This is a genomic window from Vibrio sp. 14N.309.X.WAT.E.F5, assembly GCF_030397615.1.
Lineage (GTDB): Bacteria > Pseudomonadota > Gammaproteobacteria > Enterobacterales > Vibrionaceae > Vibrio > Vibrio lentus.
Genome location: NZ_JAPNXR010000007.1, coordinates 130,809 through 144,163 on the forward strand (window position 1 = coordinate 130,809; position 13,355 = coordinate 144,163).

Here is a 13,355-nt window from a genome sequence, read left to right on the forward strand (position 1 = left end):
TGCTGAAATTAATGGTCGATTTCATCTGTAATAGAGAGAACATTATGAACCTTACTTTAGATTACTTATCTTTGGGTATTTTGATCCTCGTACTACTGATCTTAGTGTACGGACTCGTTGTTATTCACGATATTCCTTATGAAATTGCTGTAAAACGCAATCACCCCCATCAAGATGCCATTCACGTCGCGGGCTGGGTCAGCCTCTTTTTCTTACATGTAATGTGGCCACTACTTTGGGTGTGGGCCATGTTGAGTGAGCCTTTGAGAGCAACGAATACCGAACAATCAAAGCTCGATGAGCTAGAAAAACGAATCGATGCGCTGCAAGCAAAAACCGAGGGAGAGCAATAATGGAAACCTTGATAATTTTAAGCTATATCGCACTGTGTGTGATTGTATTCCGTGTATTAAAGCTGCCTAAAAACAAATGGACAATTACCACCGCGACTGTCATCGGGGCTTTCTTGGTAGGTTGGATATTCTTATACATGGCGATGTATCAGCCAGTAGCAAGAGTCGCTGGCGTATATAGTGTTACTACCCCAATCACATCCGAAGTTTCGGGTGAAGTCACCGATGTTTTTGTGCAAGGTAATGTTGCTTTGAAGAAAGGTACCCCTTTGTACCAAATAGATCCGACACCATTCCAAGCAAGTGTAGACAGAGCCAAAGCGGAAGTAACCGCGACGAAAGCCGCCATTGATGAACTGCTTCTATCAAAGCAAAACATCCGCGAATCAATCAAAAAAACACAAGCTCAACTTGTCTTCAATGAAAAGGAATTGAGCCGTTTTATCGAGCTGGCAAAAAGTGATTTCGCCTCTCAAACAAAAGTAGACAAATTTACTGACTCCATTGCAGAGCTCAAAGCAGTTCAGGCACAAAACCATATTCAACTTAACGTGGCGGATTCGAAGATTGCACAACAATTGGCCGCAAAAAAGGTTCACCTTGCCGAGCTCGATAAAGCTCAGTTCGACCTCAATAAAACATTGGTTGTTGCGCCGACAGATGGCTATGTCACACAGGTAGCGTTGCGCCCAGGCATGAAAAGCCGTGTCGTTCCTTTCCAAGGAAACCTAACGTTTGTGCATGACGAATCTAAAACCATTGTCGCAGCATTCAAACAAAACCCAGCGCGTTATATCAAACCCGGCTACGAAGCAGAAGTGACCTTCAAAACGATTCCCGGCCACGCTTACCGAGCAAAAGTCGTCGATGTATTGGACATCTTCAAACAAGGTGCCGTAACACCTTCGGGGAATCTAAATGATCCTCTTCAGAGAGTCGGTGGTCGTGTATTAGTGAAAGTTGAGCTTGTTCAGCCAGAACTATTGAATGGTCAACCTATCCCTGCAGGAACAGATGCGCATGTCGCCGTGTATTCACCGAAATGGGAAATGTTCTCGATCGTACGTAAAGTGATTCTACGTATGCAAAGCTGGCAAAACTGGGTTTTTGAAGGTTAACAATTAGCGTCAAAGCAATAACTGCGAATTTAATGCTATTGAATTCAACCCAGTAAAGATAGCTAGAATGAACTCAACGCACATCACAAATACAACCGTAAAGAGCGTGCTTGTCGCGCTCGTATTGTTTGATGTAAACATAGAGGTAAGTGTAAGAAGGAAAGCCTAAGTTACTTGGTTGAATGACGACTGTCTGGCATTATGCGCCCAATAAATCTGTGGTTATTACTTGGTAAAGAATGAACGAAGGTAGTCAGTGGTAGAAAACAGCCAACAATTAAGTGACCGTTACGACGAACATGGTTACTTTGTTATCAGAAATTATTTCGATGAAGCTCAAATTGCATCGCTTAGAGCAGTCGTGCTGAAATTCCATGAATCATGGAAAGCAGACAACAAAGAGTTCTATCAAGAAGAGGCATTTAACTCATCTTTGATTACAGGCAGCGAGTATCTACCCGCCGACGATAGAACCGTACTGTTTGACTTCATCAGCTCAAAAAAAGTGATGGAAGTGGTCGATGCGGTGATACCGAACAAACCTGCCTTCATGAACACGCAGCTGTTTTTCAACCCAGTGAACCCGCAACAAAAAGACTTCTGGCATCGCGACTGTCAATACGACTATGACATTGATGACCAGATGAAAGTCATCATGGAAACTCAAGTATTGCACCTGCGAGTCCCTATTTTTGACGAGCCCGGGATGGAGCTTATCCCCGGAACACACAAGCGCTGGGACAATGAAGAAGAATACAACGTTCGCCAAGAAGAGAATGGTAAAGTGAGCAGCGATGATATCTCTGGTGGCAAGCAGATACCGTTAGAAGCGGGCGACTTATTGGTGTTTTCAGCGGATATGATCCATCGAGGTAGATACGGATTGGATCGTTTGGCCTTGGATATTTTGATCTTTGATTCTGCAGCAGACTATGTCGACTACGTCGATGACGATTGTTTACCAACTCCATCAATGTTGAACAAGATTACCGACCCAAGACTGTTTATGAACACGCTACACTTAAAGTCGATGCAGTGCTCATAAACCACAAAGGTGCCCGAACCATGACTGACACTAAGCAAAATACCCGAATTAGCCAGTTCCGCTTCGGTCAGCCGAAGGAGTCTCTCAAACTAGAACATGTCACTTTAGGGACGCTAGATAAGGATAAGGTTCGAGTAAGAGTTGAGGCGACCAACATCAATCCTAGTGATCTGTTGTCGATTTATGGTGTTGGGCAGTACAAGCACAGCCACCAGCCGCCGAGAGTTCCAGGATTTGAAGCGGTCGGAAGAGTTGTAGAGTCCAACCATGCTGAGTTTGCAACGCATCAGCGAGTGCTCGTGGCAACCAGTGGGACATGGCAGAACTATGTCGATGTATCACCAGATGATCTGTTCCAAATTCCTCAGCATCTAGAAAGTGGCTACGCCTGCCAATTGTACATTAATGCGCTAACCGCATGGGTGTTGACGACAGAAGTGGCTAAGCTGACCCAAGAAGATGTGTTGATCATCAACGCGGGCAGCTCAGCCATCGGTAAAATCTTCTCCCAGTTATCAGTATCACTCGGGTTTCAAATCATTGCCGTGACGTCACAACCTGAGCGTACTCAAACCACTTCATGTCATGTGTTGGATGCCAAAAGTGATTTGGTTGCACAAATTCAGCGACTCGGTTTACCTCAACCAACAGTGGCCTTTGATGCGATTGGTGGTTCCCCCGGAACCGATCTTATTCATACCCTTAGTAACAAAGGGCGTTTTATCAATTATGGCACGCTATCGCTGGATTTTTACGAGCCACGTTTTTTTGAGCAGGCGAAAAGCCAAGGCATCGATTTCAGCACCTTCTTTTTACGTTATTGGGAAGAGGCTGAAGGCAAAGATGTTCGTCGTGATAAATTCACAAGCATGCTAGATCACTTCATCACAAACGACATACAGCTCGACGTTGACCGCTATCTGCCATTCGATGAAGTGCAAACCGCGATTGATCTTATTGAATCGAAAACCACAGAATTAGATGGCAAGATCATATTGCTTCCGATGTAACGGTTAAGGCGCAGAAAGCACCTTATGCTTAGAGCTAAAATAGAAATACGGGGCTCTGTTTAGAAAGCTTGGTTTGAGAATCGAGAGTATTGCAAAGCATCTGCAACCTCTTGTGCTTTAGATTGTGAGCTCATTAAATTCAACAACTTCAACGCTGCTTGATAACTCACTAAGCTGCCATTTGATGTAAGCACCTTATCGTCAATAACGTAATTTGTATCTGCGAGTACTTTTACTTTTGGGTAGTCATCTTGAAAGTCTCCCTCGCCTCCAGCCCATGTGGTCGCTTGCTTGCCATCTAATACGCCAGCTTCTGCTAACAAGTAAGCGCCTGAACAGTTACTTGCCATCCACTCCGCCTGTTTGGCCGTTGAAGCGATATAATTGATCAATGTTTTATTGTTGAGCAAAGGCTCCATGCTGTAGCTTGATGTGAGTATCAGTACATCGAGTTGTGGCTTATCTCCAATCCAAGCATCCACCCCAATGTTTAACCCCTCCTCTGTGACGACTGTTGGTTTGTCAGTCACCGATATAGTGACTACGTCGTAATCACTAAACCAAGTTAAACGGCTTGCGACACCAAACACTTCAAGTGGAGCCGTAACATCTGACGTGAGTACGCCATCATAAACTAATATTCCAATCTTCTTATTTTTAGCTGATGCTGTTGGTGCCAACAAAAATAAACTAATAAAAACAGTAAGTAGAGCAACAAAACGAACGTTTAATTTACTATTGAACATGACGAGACCTCGTTATTTAAATGAAATTCTTGTAACTATATTAACGAGCTCATTTCATGTTTGAAGTGTCTACTTCACCCATCTATAGTGAATAAAATTCATGAATAAGTTAGGACGTTAGAGTGGATAAAATACGCTCATTACGCTTTTTTATTGCAACGTTAGACAGAGGAAGCTTCGCAGCAGCGGCAAAACAATACGGAACGGATCCATCAACCGTTAGCAAGGCATTGCAAAGATTAGAAGCAGAGCTTGGTGTTCAATTGTTCCAACGCTCAACTCGCCAACTAAATTTAACCTCGGCAGGTCGGCAATATGCACGAACTGCAAGACGAGTATTGGACGAACTCAATACCTGTGAAGAGGAACTACAACACCTCAATAACTCTGCGTCTGGAACACTGAAACTTAACCTGCCCGTGTCTTATGGTCGCCGTTATATCCAACCTTTACTAAAAGAGTTTCGCCGCCAATACCCAAACATTGATTTAGAAATCCAATACGACGATTCCTATGTAGACATGATAGAGCGAGGTATAGATGTATCGATTCGTTCAGGTTCTGTCGAAGATCGTCAGTTGATTGTTCGCCAGTTAAGCCCAATAGAGTATTTAATCTGCGCAAGTAAAGAATACATTGACCAGCACGGGGCACCCAGCGGACCGCAGGAATTTCATCAACATACGTGGATACGCTTTCGATTCGCACAAACGGGAAAACTACTCAGGTTAAGGCTCACACCAGATGAACAAAACCAAATAGTAGAAGTTGGCAAGAACATCGTGGTTAATGATGGGGAATCGATGGCTGAACTTTGTGCTCAAGGGCTTGGCTTAACGCAGATCCCACACTTTATCGCCCGAGATTGGCTCAATAGCGGCGAGCTGGTTCCACTATTCCCGAGTGTTCGCCCCTCCGGAGAAGGGGTTTACATTCTTTATCCTCGACGAGAGCTTATGCCTCTGAGAGTGAAGCTGTTTGTCGATTTTATGGTTGAGTCAATACAATCTCAGGGAGAAAGTCCACGCCGCACTTGGGTGAGTGATTTGAATATCAATCAGCTTCGATAAATCGATACCTGAAGCCCCCGGCCAACGCGAGTTATCGCGCATCCGACTCTGCTGTAATGTGTTCCAAGTCAATTAGATAAGGCGGGATTGTGTAAGATGGCGCGCTAGGAGTCTCTCCTAGCAAACTTTTGTTCGCCATCATGCCACTCGGCAATTCACCATTTTTACTGGCAATATCAGGTCGAAGCAGTTCAATGCCTTCAGTCACATTAGGGTTTTGTGCGCTCGTCGCTATGATGCCGTTTAGCATACGCGACATCATCATCGCCATTTCCGCTACCTGTTTCACCGAATCACAATAACTTGGCTCTGAGAGATCTTGTTCATTTTTTGGATGAACAACTTGTAAATGTGCGTTGATTGGATCTGTACTGACCGGAGTCGTTGCCCCCATCAAAGGGACAATCCCGCGATCGTCATTATGGTAGTAACATTGCTCAAAATTCATATTACCCAACCCAAAATCGACATCGAAGTGGTGACCGCCTTTTTCCTTTAAGTAAATCAGACGAGCAATATCAGAGAAGTGCTTAATGCCATCCCACTTACTGCTCCCACCTTTTTCCAAATGGTCACACGCTTTCCTAACCATATTGGCAAGTTCAGACTTGGTCAGTACTCCCGGCTTTGTTTTGGGTAACGGCTTGTTTCTAAAACGCTCGAACGCACTTTGTGTAGGGTCAGGCTCAAACAATGTATCGATATCACAAGTATCGTACCCACTGCTTCGTAGTATGGCTCTTTGGGTATCTCGCTTTTCCACAACTTCTTCTTGAATCAATTCGCGTTTCACAAACTCCTCTTCTAATAAAGAAGAATGCCAGATGCAGTGTTTGAATGAACTACCTTGAGATTTTTCAACAGACTCAAGTAATACATGCAAAGCTTCTTGACTCATAGCGCCCCCAGACCAAAAGCGATGAATGGTTTGCGGTATAGGTTTACTCTTGCTTTTACCTATTTCGACACCAGCGACCGTCGAAAAAATGCCTAAAACAGTAAGGGGGGCTTCTTGCCTTTCTCTAAGAACCCTTTCTCGGTTTTCATCCCATCGTTTCTCATCGCTTTCAGAATATGTTAATTCAGCTCTACGCTCTTGCCGTTGGCGCTCTGCTCGCTCACTTGTGGTTTCTTGTCTTTCTTCAGGATTAACTGGTGATGATTGATATCGCATGTGAGCCCACCTACATATAAATAAAAAATGAGGATATCAATAATTTCAGTTATTTATTATTCTAAAAAATACGTTCCGATGAATTAGCCAAATAAATAGTAATATCAGCCAATTAAAAAACCCCAACCGCAGAGTTAACAACTGTAAAGCACCTCTTTTTGACATAACATTTTGTAACATAACAGCACAAAAACATGATGTAGGTAACTTTTAGATTGCCCGAACTCAGCCTATAACCGGGTATAACTTCCGAACTAAGTCGCTTAGTTGTCGTAAAAAAATGAGCCTAATACCGTTAGGAATATGCTCTGATTTTTTAAACTCAACACCGGATATGCCACGGCCTAACAAAGGCTACAAAAGCCACTATGGAAACTTGATTCACAATTTTGGGGTGGCTGTTATTAATTTCCACCTACCGTATTCTCCCTCACACTGATCTATTTCCCTCTTATCGAAGTACAAGTTATTAATAATTCGATATAAATCGCTCTAATATTTGAAATTGTTGTCTACAGTTTTATAGAGCTTGTCGCTTCGGTAATTGCCACAAGTAACGACACCTTTTGATTATCAGTTTTGGTTGTAAGGAGAGGAAATGGAAAGCCCTATTGTCACACTCGCACATGCCAGCAAAAGCTTTGTTGATGGCAAAGACACTCATAGCGTGTTGGACAATGTCGACTTCGCTTTAGCAACAGGGGCAAGCGTGGCTTTGACAGGAGCGAGTGGCAGCGGAAAAAGTACGCTGCTGAATGTAATTGCGGGCTTCGAACCTTTATCTGGTGGAAAATTGTGGCTCGATGGCGAGAATACATCAGATTGGAAAGATTCACACTGGAGCCGTTTCCGCCATCAAAAACTGGGCGTTATCTTTCAGCAGTTCAACTTGTTAACCCCACTCAACGTAAAACAAAACATCGCGTTTCCTCTCCATTTAAATCAACAAAAATGGGGCGACTGGTGTGACTATTTAGTTGACGCATTGGGCATCAGCGAGCTACTCGAAAGACACGTATCCGCACTCTCTGGCGGACAACAACAACGAGTGGCAATCGCACGTGCGTTAGCCCACAAACCTAAGCTACTGCTTGCCGACGAACCCACAGGCAACCTCGATCACAAAGCTGGCATTGAGGTAATGAAGCTGCTGAGTGAAATCACCACGCAAGGCAACACTGCCGTGCTTTTGGTTACGCACAGCCCAGAATGTGCCAGCTTTATGCAGACAAAATTGGTATTAGATGATTGCTGTTTAAGGAACGCGGATCTAACCCCAAGAGCAGCAGCGTTGTGAGCAATCCAATGAAGCAAGTTAAGTTCGCTCAGAACCAGCTCACCCATACCAAACTGACTCTGAATCTATTCGCGGCGCACTATCGTCAATCACCATTGCAAGCCGCAGCGATTCTGATCGGCATTGTGTTAGCGGTCACCTTGTTTGTCGCGGTGCAAGCGATCAACCTCAATGCCAAGCGCAGTTATGCAGAATCGACCGAGCAACTTAGCGCTCAAGCGCAGAACCTTATCATTCCACCAGCAGGGCAAAACTATTTGCCAGAATCGCTCTACTTCAGCTTAAGACAAAGTGGATTAAGCGCAGCGCTGCCCGTGATTGAAGGGCGAGTGAGAGACGAACAAGGTCGTCGTTGGTCAGTACAAGGCAGTGAGTTGATCGCTGCTCTCACCTCAAGATCTCGCTATTCTAGCGACAAGCTAGCCGAAAACGATAGAAAGTCAGAAGACAGTCAAAACATATCCCTGTTCGACAGCGCATTACCGCTTCCTCAACTGTTAGCTGGCAAGCCCATTGTGATGATGAGCCAATCGCAACATCAAAGCTTAGGCGAAGTAGATACACTTACTCTCGATGAAATAGTCACCCAAGTTGTGGTACTACCTGATGAATGGCAGCTCGGTAGCCGAATGTTGATGGACATTGGATTCGCTCAACAACTGCTTAACAAGCAAGGGCAACTGAGCTATATCGCTATTTTTGACACTAAGAGCGACACTAACAGCAATACTCAGGATAAGTGGCAAAGCCTTATTGGCAAGCAAGGGCAATGGATTTCCAACAACCAAAGTACGGATCTCGGTTCAATTACCGATAGCTTTCACCTCAATCTCACCGCCATGAGCTTGTTGGCGTTTTTGGTTGGCCTATTCATCTCTTACAACGGTGTGAAGTACAGTTTGCTGAAACGTAATCGGCTATTGGTACAAATTCAACAGGCTGGAGTTGCGCCAAGCATCGTGTTTTCTGCTCTGCTAATCGAGCTCACGGTTTTAGTCACACTAGGCGCATCACTTGGTTTCATTCTCGGCATTCAACTCAGCCACTGGCTACATCCAACCGTCGCGATAACGCTTGAGCAACTTTACGGTGCAACACTGCTTCCCGGCACATGGCAGTGGCAATGGTTGGTACAAGCTTTATTACTTACGTTAGCGGCTACGTTAGTTGCATGTTGGCAACACTTTAAGCAGCGTATTCGACAACCACTCTCTTCCCATGGTGGTTTTTACCAAGCGCCAGAGGCTTCAAACGAAAACCAGTTGTTTACTATCGGTTTGGTGCTGACGGTTATCGCGTTAGCGGGGTTATGGCTTAGCGAACATCATCGCTTCACCATGGCCTGGCTTGGAATGTTAGTGGTGTCGATTCCCTTGTATCTACCCAAAACACTTAGCGTACTAGCGAACTGGAGCGAAAAACGCACCCAATCGGGGCTAATACAATATCTTTTTGCGGAACTGAGAGAGCTAATATCTCCCCTATCCCTTGCCATGATGGCGCTGCTTCTAGCGGTTACCGCTAACATGGGAATGAATACCTTAGTCGGCAGCTTTGAATCCACTTTAAAGCAATGGCTTGAACAGCGCTTACATGCCGATATTTACGTTAGCCCTGCCCAAGGTGAAATCGCCAATGTGGAGCGTGCGTTAGAACAGTTTGATAATGTTGAAACCGTCTATAAGCAATACTACGTCGATGATAACTTGCAGGGATTACCCACTTTGCTCGGCACTAAAGACAAAGACACACTTGAGCAAACCATGGTGTTCCAATCCCACCTTGATGATTTCTGGAGGCGCTTTTACCAAGGTGAATTCGTGGCGATCAGCGAACCCACTGCGGTGAAGCTCGGCCTGTCCCTTGGAAGCCAACTCAAGCTCGACGCGATCCAAGACAAAACACTCATCGTCGGCGCGATTTTTCATGATTACGGCTCACCGAATGGTGAAGTGTTACTTGCGCCTAATCTATGGCTCGAAAGCGGATTTACTGACTTACCCACCAGCTTGGGAATCAAAGTATCTGGCGACCCACAAGTGGTGTACGAACAACTGCGCCAACAACTCAATTTGCACCCTAGCCAGCTTTACGATCAAGCGCAGATCAAATCGATCGCGTTAGATATCTTCTCACAAACTTTTGCCATCACTCGAGCGCTTAATGGCGTTACTTTAATGGTCGCGGTAATAGGGTTGTTCTGCGCCTGTTTCATGTTGCTCGATGCACGTAAAGCCGCTATTGCAAGGTTGTATGCGCTCGGTGTTAGTCAGCGAAAATTGATGGCGATGGTGGTCGGGCAAATCGTTGTTCTGGTCGCCTTCACTCTGGTTATCGCTTTACCACTCGGCGCTATGGTCGGTTATGTGTTGACGGACATCGTCACCCTGCGCGCCTTTGGTTGGAGTTTAAATTATGTATGGAATTGGAATGATGCACTCAGCATCGCAGCCATCACCATTTTAGTCGCTGTGATAGCGACCTTGATTCCACTGTGGCGTTTGGTCAGTAAGCCCGTGATATCCAGTTTGCAAAGTGAGATGTTGTGATGAATCGATCAATGAGAGTTTTCGTGCTCACACTTGGCATCTTGTTCCTTTTAGGGTGTGAGGAGTCCACTCAACCATCAGCTCAAAATATGGGTTCGCTACTCGGTACTGAAACACAAACCGATAATGAAACACAAAAAGAAACTGAGCAATTCACGTCGGTAGTAAAAGGCGTGGAGATCACCTTCCCTGCCGACCATCAAGCACACCCAAGTTTTCGTCATGAGTGGTGGTACTTAACCGCTAACCTTATCGATGAGAATGGCAATGCTCTGGGTGTGCAATGGACACAATTTCGCTTCGCGGCTGCACCACAGGAAAGTGGCAATGGCACTAAGAAAACTACGTGGCAAAGTCAGCAGATTTACATGGCGCACAGTGCCGTAACCACCGAAGACAAACACTACGCTGATGAGAAGTGGTCACGCGACCAAGCAGAACTGGCAGGTGTAAGCGCTTCGCCGTTTCGTGTCTATCTTGATGACTGGCAATGGAACTCTTCAAGCGATGATCTATTCCCCGCAACCTTGAACGCTAATTCCGATCAGTTTGGCTACTCGCTATCGCTCACCAGTAACGCGCCTTATCAAAAACAAGGTGAGCAAGGCTACAGCACCAAAAGTGGCGATGGCAAAGTGGCTTCCTATTACTACAGCCAACCATTCATCGATGTATCAGGCGAAGTAACCATTGATGGCATAACACATCAAGTGTCTGGCAAAGGTTGGATAGACAGAGAGTGGAGCTCTCAGTTCTTACTCGACTCACAACAAGGCTGGGATTGGTTTGCGCTAAGGCTGAGTGATGAAACCAGTTTGGTGGTATTTCAGCTTCGAAACTCAACATCAGGTAAAGCCAGTTATGCCCACGCAAGGTTGATGAAGCAAGATGGATCCGGCCTCGCGATTAAGCAACAAGACATCAACCTAACCGCTATTAATCAAACAGAAATCGACAGTCGTAACTATCCAACAGAATGGCAAATCTCAATACCAAACCAGCAAATAGAACTGACCGTCTCGGCACTTAACCCCAAAGCCAAAATGCCACTGTCAGTACCCTATTGGGAAGGGCCAATCGTTATTGAAGGAACACACTCTGGTACGGGCTATATGGAATTGACGGGATATTAAGCATACCGGTACGGACATCGCTGCAATCCAAACTCATGCTTTACAGAAAACCCTATCTCCTTTCTACATGTCACAACAATTTATAGGTAACTATTTGTTCCTAAAGAGTAGAATAGCAACCAATGAAAACTAAATAGAAAAGTTTTTGGTCTGATAACGGAATTTTTCGATCTAAACTCTATTATGCGATTGCGACCACGGGTGAATATGGAAGAACTATTAGTAAAAAATGCGAGCGCTGTCTTTGCGATTATTGGTGGCTTACTTGGTGCGATTGTTACAGGGCTATTCGGTTTCTATGGTAAATCTAGAGAAACAAAGCTCAAATTAGCTGAAAAGATCGTAGATAAAAAACTAGAAGCTCATGACCAAGTAATCAATTTGGCTAATTTGATGAGAGTGATGCATGCAGTCGAAGGGGTTCCCTGTGGCAAAGAGCTACCGCGTTACCCTGCATTTCTCGCAAGTAGAGAAGCATTCGATAGCTTTTGGTTTCAATTCGGCCAAGTTCAGTCACAATCAGACCGTTGGCTATCCGCAGAGTTAAGAAGAGAGCTTTGTTTCTGTATAGATTATCTAGTAACCCTTCATAAATGGACCGAGCAGGTGAATGATATTGGTTTACCACGACTAGGAATGGCTATAAGAAATGACATTATAGATATATCTAGCCGTATAGAAGACGCAGCCCACGACTTTATCAATAATGATGTTATCAAATTGAACTTTAAAACAGATAGACGATGGCATAAGTTTAAACCAGAAGAAACTGAAAAAATGTTTGCAGACACTATCTTAATGAAGCGCCAGCTTGAGCTCCAAGATATAGTGGATGGCAACATCGCATAGCAAATTGCTTAAGAGAGTGATTCGTTACGCTAACCCAACATCACATACTCTCTATCCAATAACGAACTAGCGACATCAAAAAGCCATCACGAAGATGGCTTTTTGATTTTTTCAAATATATAGCTGCCAATTAGTCGTGTTCGGGAGCTCAATCAACCATTACATCGGCTGCCATAAATATCATTTACCCAGCTTGGGTTATCAATGAACGGGTTACGGTTACCTTGCCACTGCACGGCTTTTTCATGGCGGTTACGTTCCCAATTGTCTACTGGGTCAGCGTTATGCCATTGGAGCAATGTGCATAGCTTTCCAACCTTTGGCTTGCCTGACGTACTCGAAACATCATCAACCAGATACAAATCAGGCATGTTTGCGTTGTTGCCTTCATAACGTACGGCCATGTAGAAAATCGAACGAGCAGTATCACCCTTTACAGCATCTCTAGGTTCAAAGCTGTCATAATCGGTTTTGTTCAACGGCGACTTTTTCAATGGCGAACCACCAAAGTCAAAGTCTTTGTTTGAGCGGATAGAGTTAATCTCTGCGTCGGTGGGTTGCAGGTGATGAATGTCTGTATAGCCCCACTGATCTTTACGCTTAAAACCAAAAGATTTAGGCCAAAGGTGCTCACGATTCCATGCATTTTTGTCGTTATTTCCCGACGACGTAAAATCTTTAGATTGTGAACGGCCGCTGTAATACAGAATAACGTTGTTCGAGTTATTCGGGTCTTCGTTAGTATCTTTTAATGCCGACCATACCTGGGTATACGATAATTGCTTTTGCCCACGAGCAGCAATGACACCGAGCATGTCTTTTAACGCATTTCCGTTGAGTCCTTCAGCTTCAAGGTAGTAGCCGTCAGGATATGTAATATCAGCAAGCGCAACTGGACTAAGAGCTGTAGAAATTAGGAAAAGGCTTAGATTTAAACGCATTTTCATTGTTTTAGTATCCTTATTATTGTTTTAATCACTCATCATTGATGAGTGTCCTAAGACTCTACAA

The 13,355-nt window shown here is 44.5% G+C and carries 12 protein-coding genes; 9 read left to right on the top strand and 3 right to left on the bottom strand.

Features of this window, described 5'->3' with window-relative positions; genetic code table 11:
* Positions 1-44 precede the first annotated feature (44 nt).
* The 4 genes from OW495_RS10345 to OW495_RS10360 all read left to right on the top strand — a co-directional run bounded on the left by OW495_RS10345 (position 45) and on the right by OW495_RS10360 (position 3,526).
* Positions 45-353 carry a DUF3302 domain-containing protein gene (locus tag OW495_RS10345; protein ID WP_102291407.1) on the top strand — a complete coding sequence of 103 codons (309 nt, stop codon included), beginning with the start codon at positions 45-47 and terminating at the stop codon, positions 351-353.
* A complete protein-coding gene (locus OW495_RS10350) occupies positions 353-1,471 on the top strand; it encodes an HlyD family secretion protein (protein ID WP_102513188.1) in 1,119 nt (372 codons plus the stop codon). The genes OW495_RS10345 and OW495_RS10350 overlap by 1 nt, the downstream gene beginning before the upstream one ends.
* 256 nt (positions 1,472-1,727) lie before the next feature.
* Positions 1,728-2,516 carry a phytanoyl-CoA dioxygenase family protein gene (locus OW495_RS10355; protein ID WP_102513189.1) on the top strand — a complete coding sequence of 263 codons (789 nt, stop codon included), beginning with the start codon at positions 1,728-1,730 and terminating at the stop codon, positions 2,514-2,516.
* A 20-nt stretch (positions 2,517-2,536) separates the two neighbouring features.
* Positions 2,537-3,526, top strand: a complete 990-nt coding sequence (locus tag OW495_RS10360; RefSeq protein WP_102513190.1) for a zinc-dependent alcohol dehydrogenase family protein — start codon at positions 2,537-2,539, stop codon at positions 3,524-3,526.
* A 59-nt stretch (positions 3,527-3,585) separates the two neighbouring features.
* On the opposite strand, the gene OW495_RS10365 is transcribed toward OW495_RS10360, so the two are convergent.
* Entirely contained in the window at positions 3,586-4,272 is a 687-nt protein-coding gene (locus OW495_RS10365) for a DJ-1/PfpI family protein (RefSeq protein ID WP_102328218.1), read from the bottom strand.
* 122 nt (positions 4,273-4,394) lie between these two features.
* Between OW495_RS10365 and OW495_RS10370 the strand changes: the two genes are divergently transcribed.
* Positions 4,395-5,342, top strand: coding sequence for a LysR family transcriptional regulator (locus tag OW495_RS10370; protein WP_102513191.1), 948 nt, complete (start codon positions 4,395-4,397; stop codon positions 5,340-5,342).
* Positions 5,343-5,373: 31 nt separating this feature from the next.
* Here the strand turns inward: OW495_RS10370 and OW495_RS10375 are convergent, their stop codons facing one another.
* Positions 5,374-6,516 carry a hypothetical protein gene (locus tag OW495_RS10375; RefSeq protein WP_102513192.1) on the bottom strand — a complete coding sequence of 381 codons (1,143 nt, stop codon included), beginning with the start codon at positions 6,514-6,516 and terminating at the stop codon, positions 5,374-5,376.
* A 598-nt stretch (positions 6,517-7,114) separates the two neighbouring features.
* On the opposite strand from OW495_RS10375, the gene OW495_RS10380 reads away from it, so the two are divergent.
* From OW495_RS10380 to OW495_RS10395, 4 genes are all read left to right on the top strand, one after another.
* Complete coding sequence (locus OW495_RS10380) at positions 7,115-7,813, top strand: ABC transporter ATP-binding protein (RefSeq protein WP_102513193.1); 699 nt, start codon at positions 7,115-7,117, stop codon at positions 7,811-7,813.
* An 8-nt stretch (positions 7,814-7,821) separates the two neighbouring features.
* Complete coding sequence (locus OW495_RS10385) at positions 7,822-10,362, top strand: ABC transporter permease (protein WP_289886359.1); 2,541 nt, start codon at positions 7,822-7,824, stop codon at positions 10,360-10,362.
* Entirely contained in the window at positions 10,362-11,495 is a 1,134-nt protein-coding gene (locus OW495_RS10390; RefSeq protein WP_289886455.1) for a lipocalin-like domain-containing protein, read from the top strand. The genes OW495_RS10385 and OW495_RS10390 overlap by 1 nt, the downstream gene beginning before the upstream one ends.
* Before the next feature lie 207 nt (positions 11,496-11,702).
* Complete coding sequence (locus tag OW495_RS10395; RefSeq protein ID WP_281054147.1) at positions 11,703-12,344, top strand: hypothetical protein; 642 nt, start codon at positions 11,703-11,705, stop codon at positions 12,342-12,344.
* Positions 12,345-12,496: 152 nt separating this feature from the next.
* On the opposite strand, the gene OW495_RS10400 is transcribed toward OW495_RS10395, so the two are convergent.
* Positions 12,497-13,291, bottom strand: coding sequence for an endonuclease (locus tag OW495_RS10400; RefSeq protein ID WP_289886368.1), 795 nt, complete (start codon positions 13,289-13,291; stop codon positions 12,497-12,499).
* Positions 13,292-13,355: the final 64 nt, after the last annotated feature.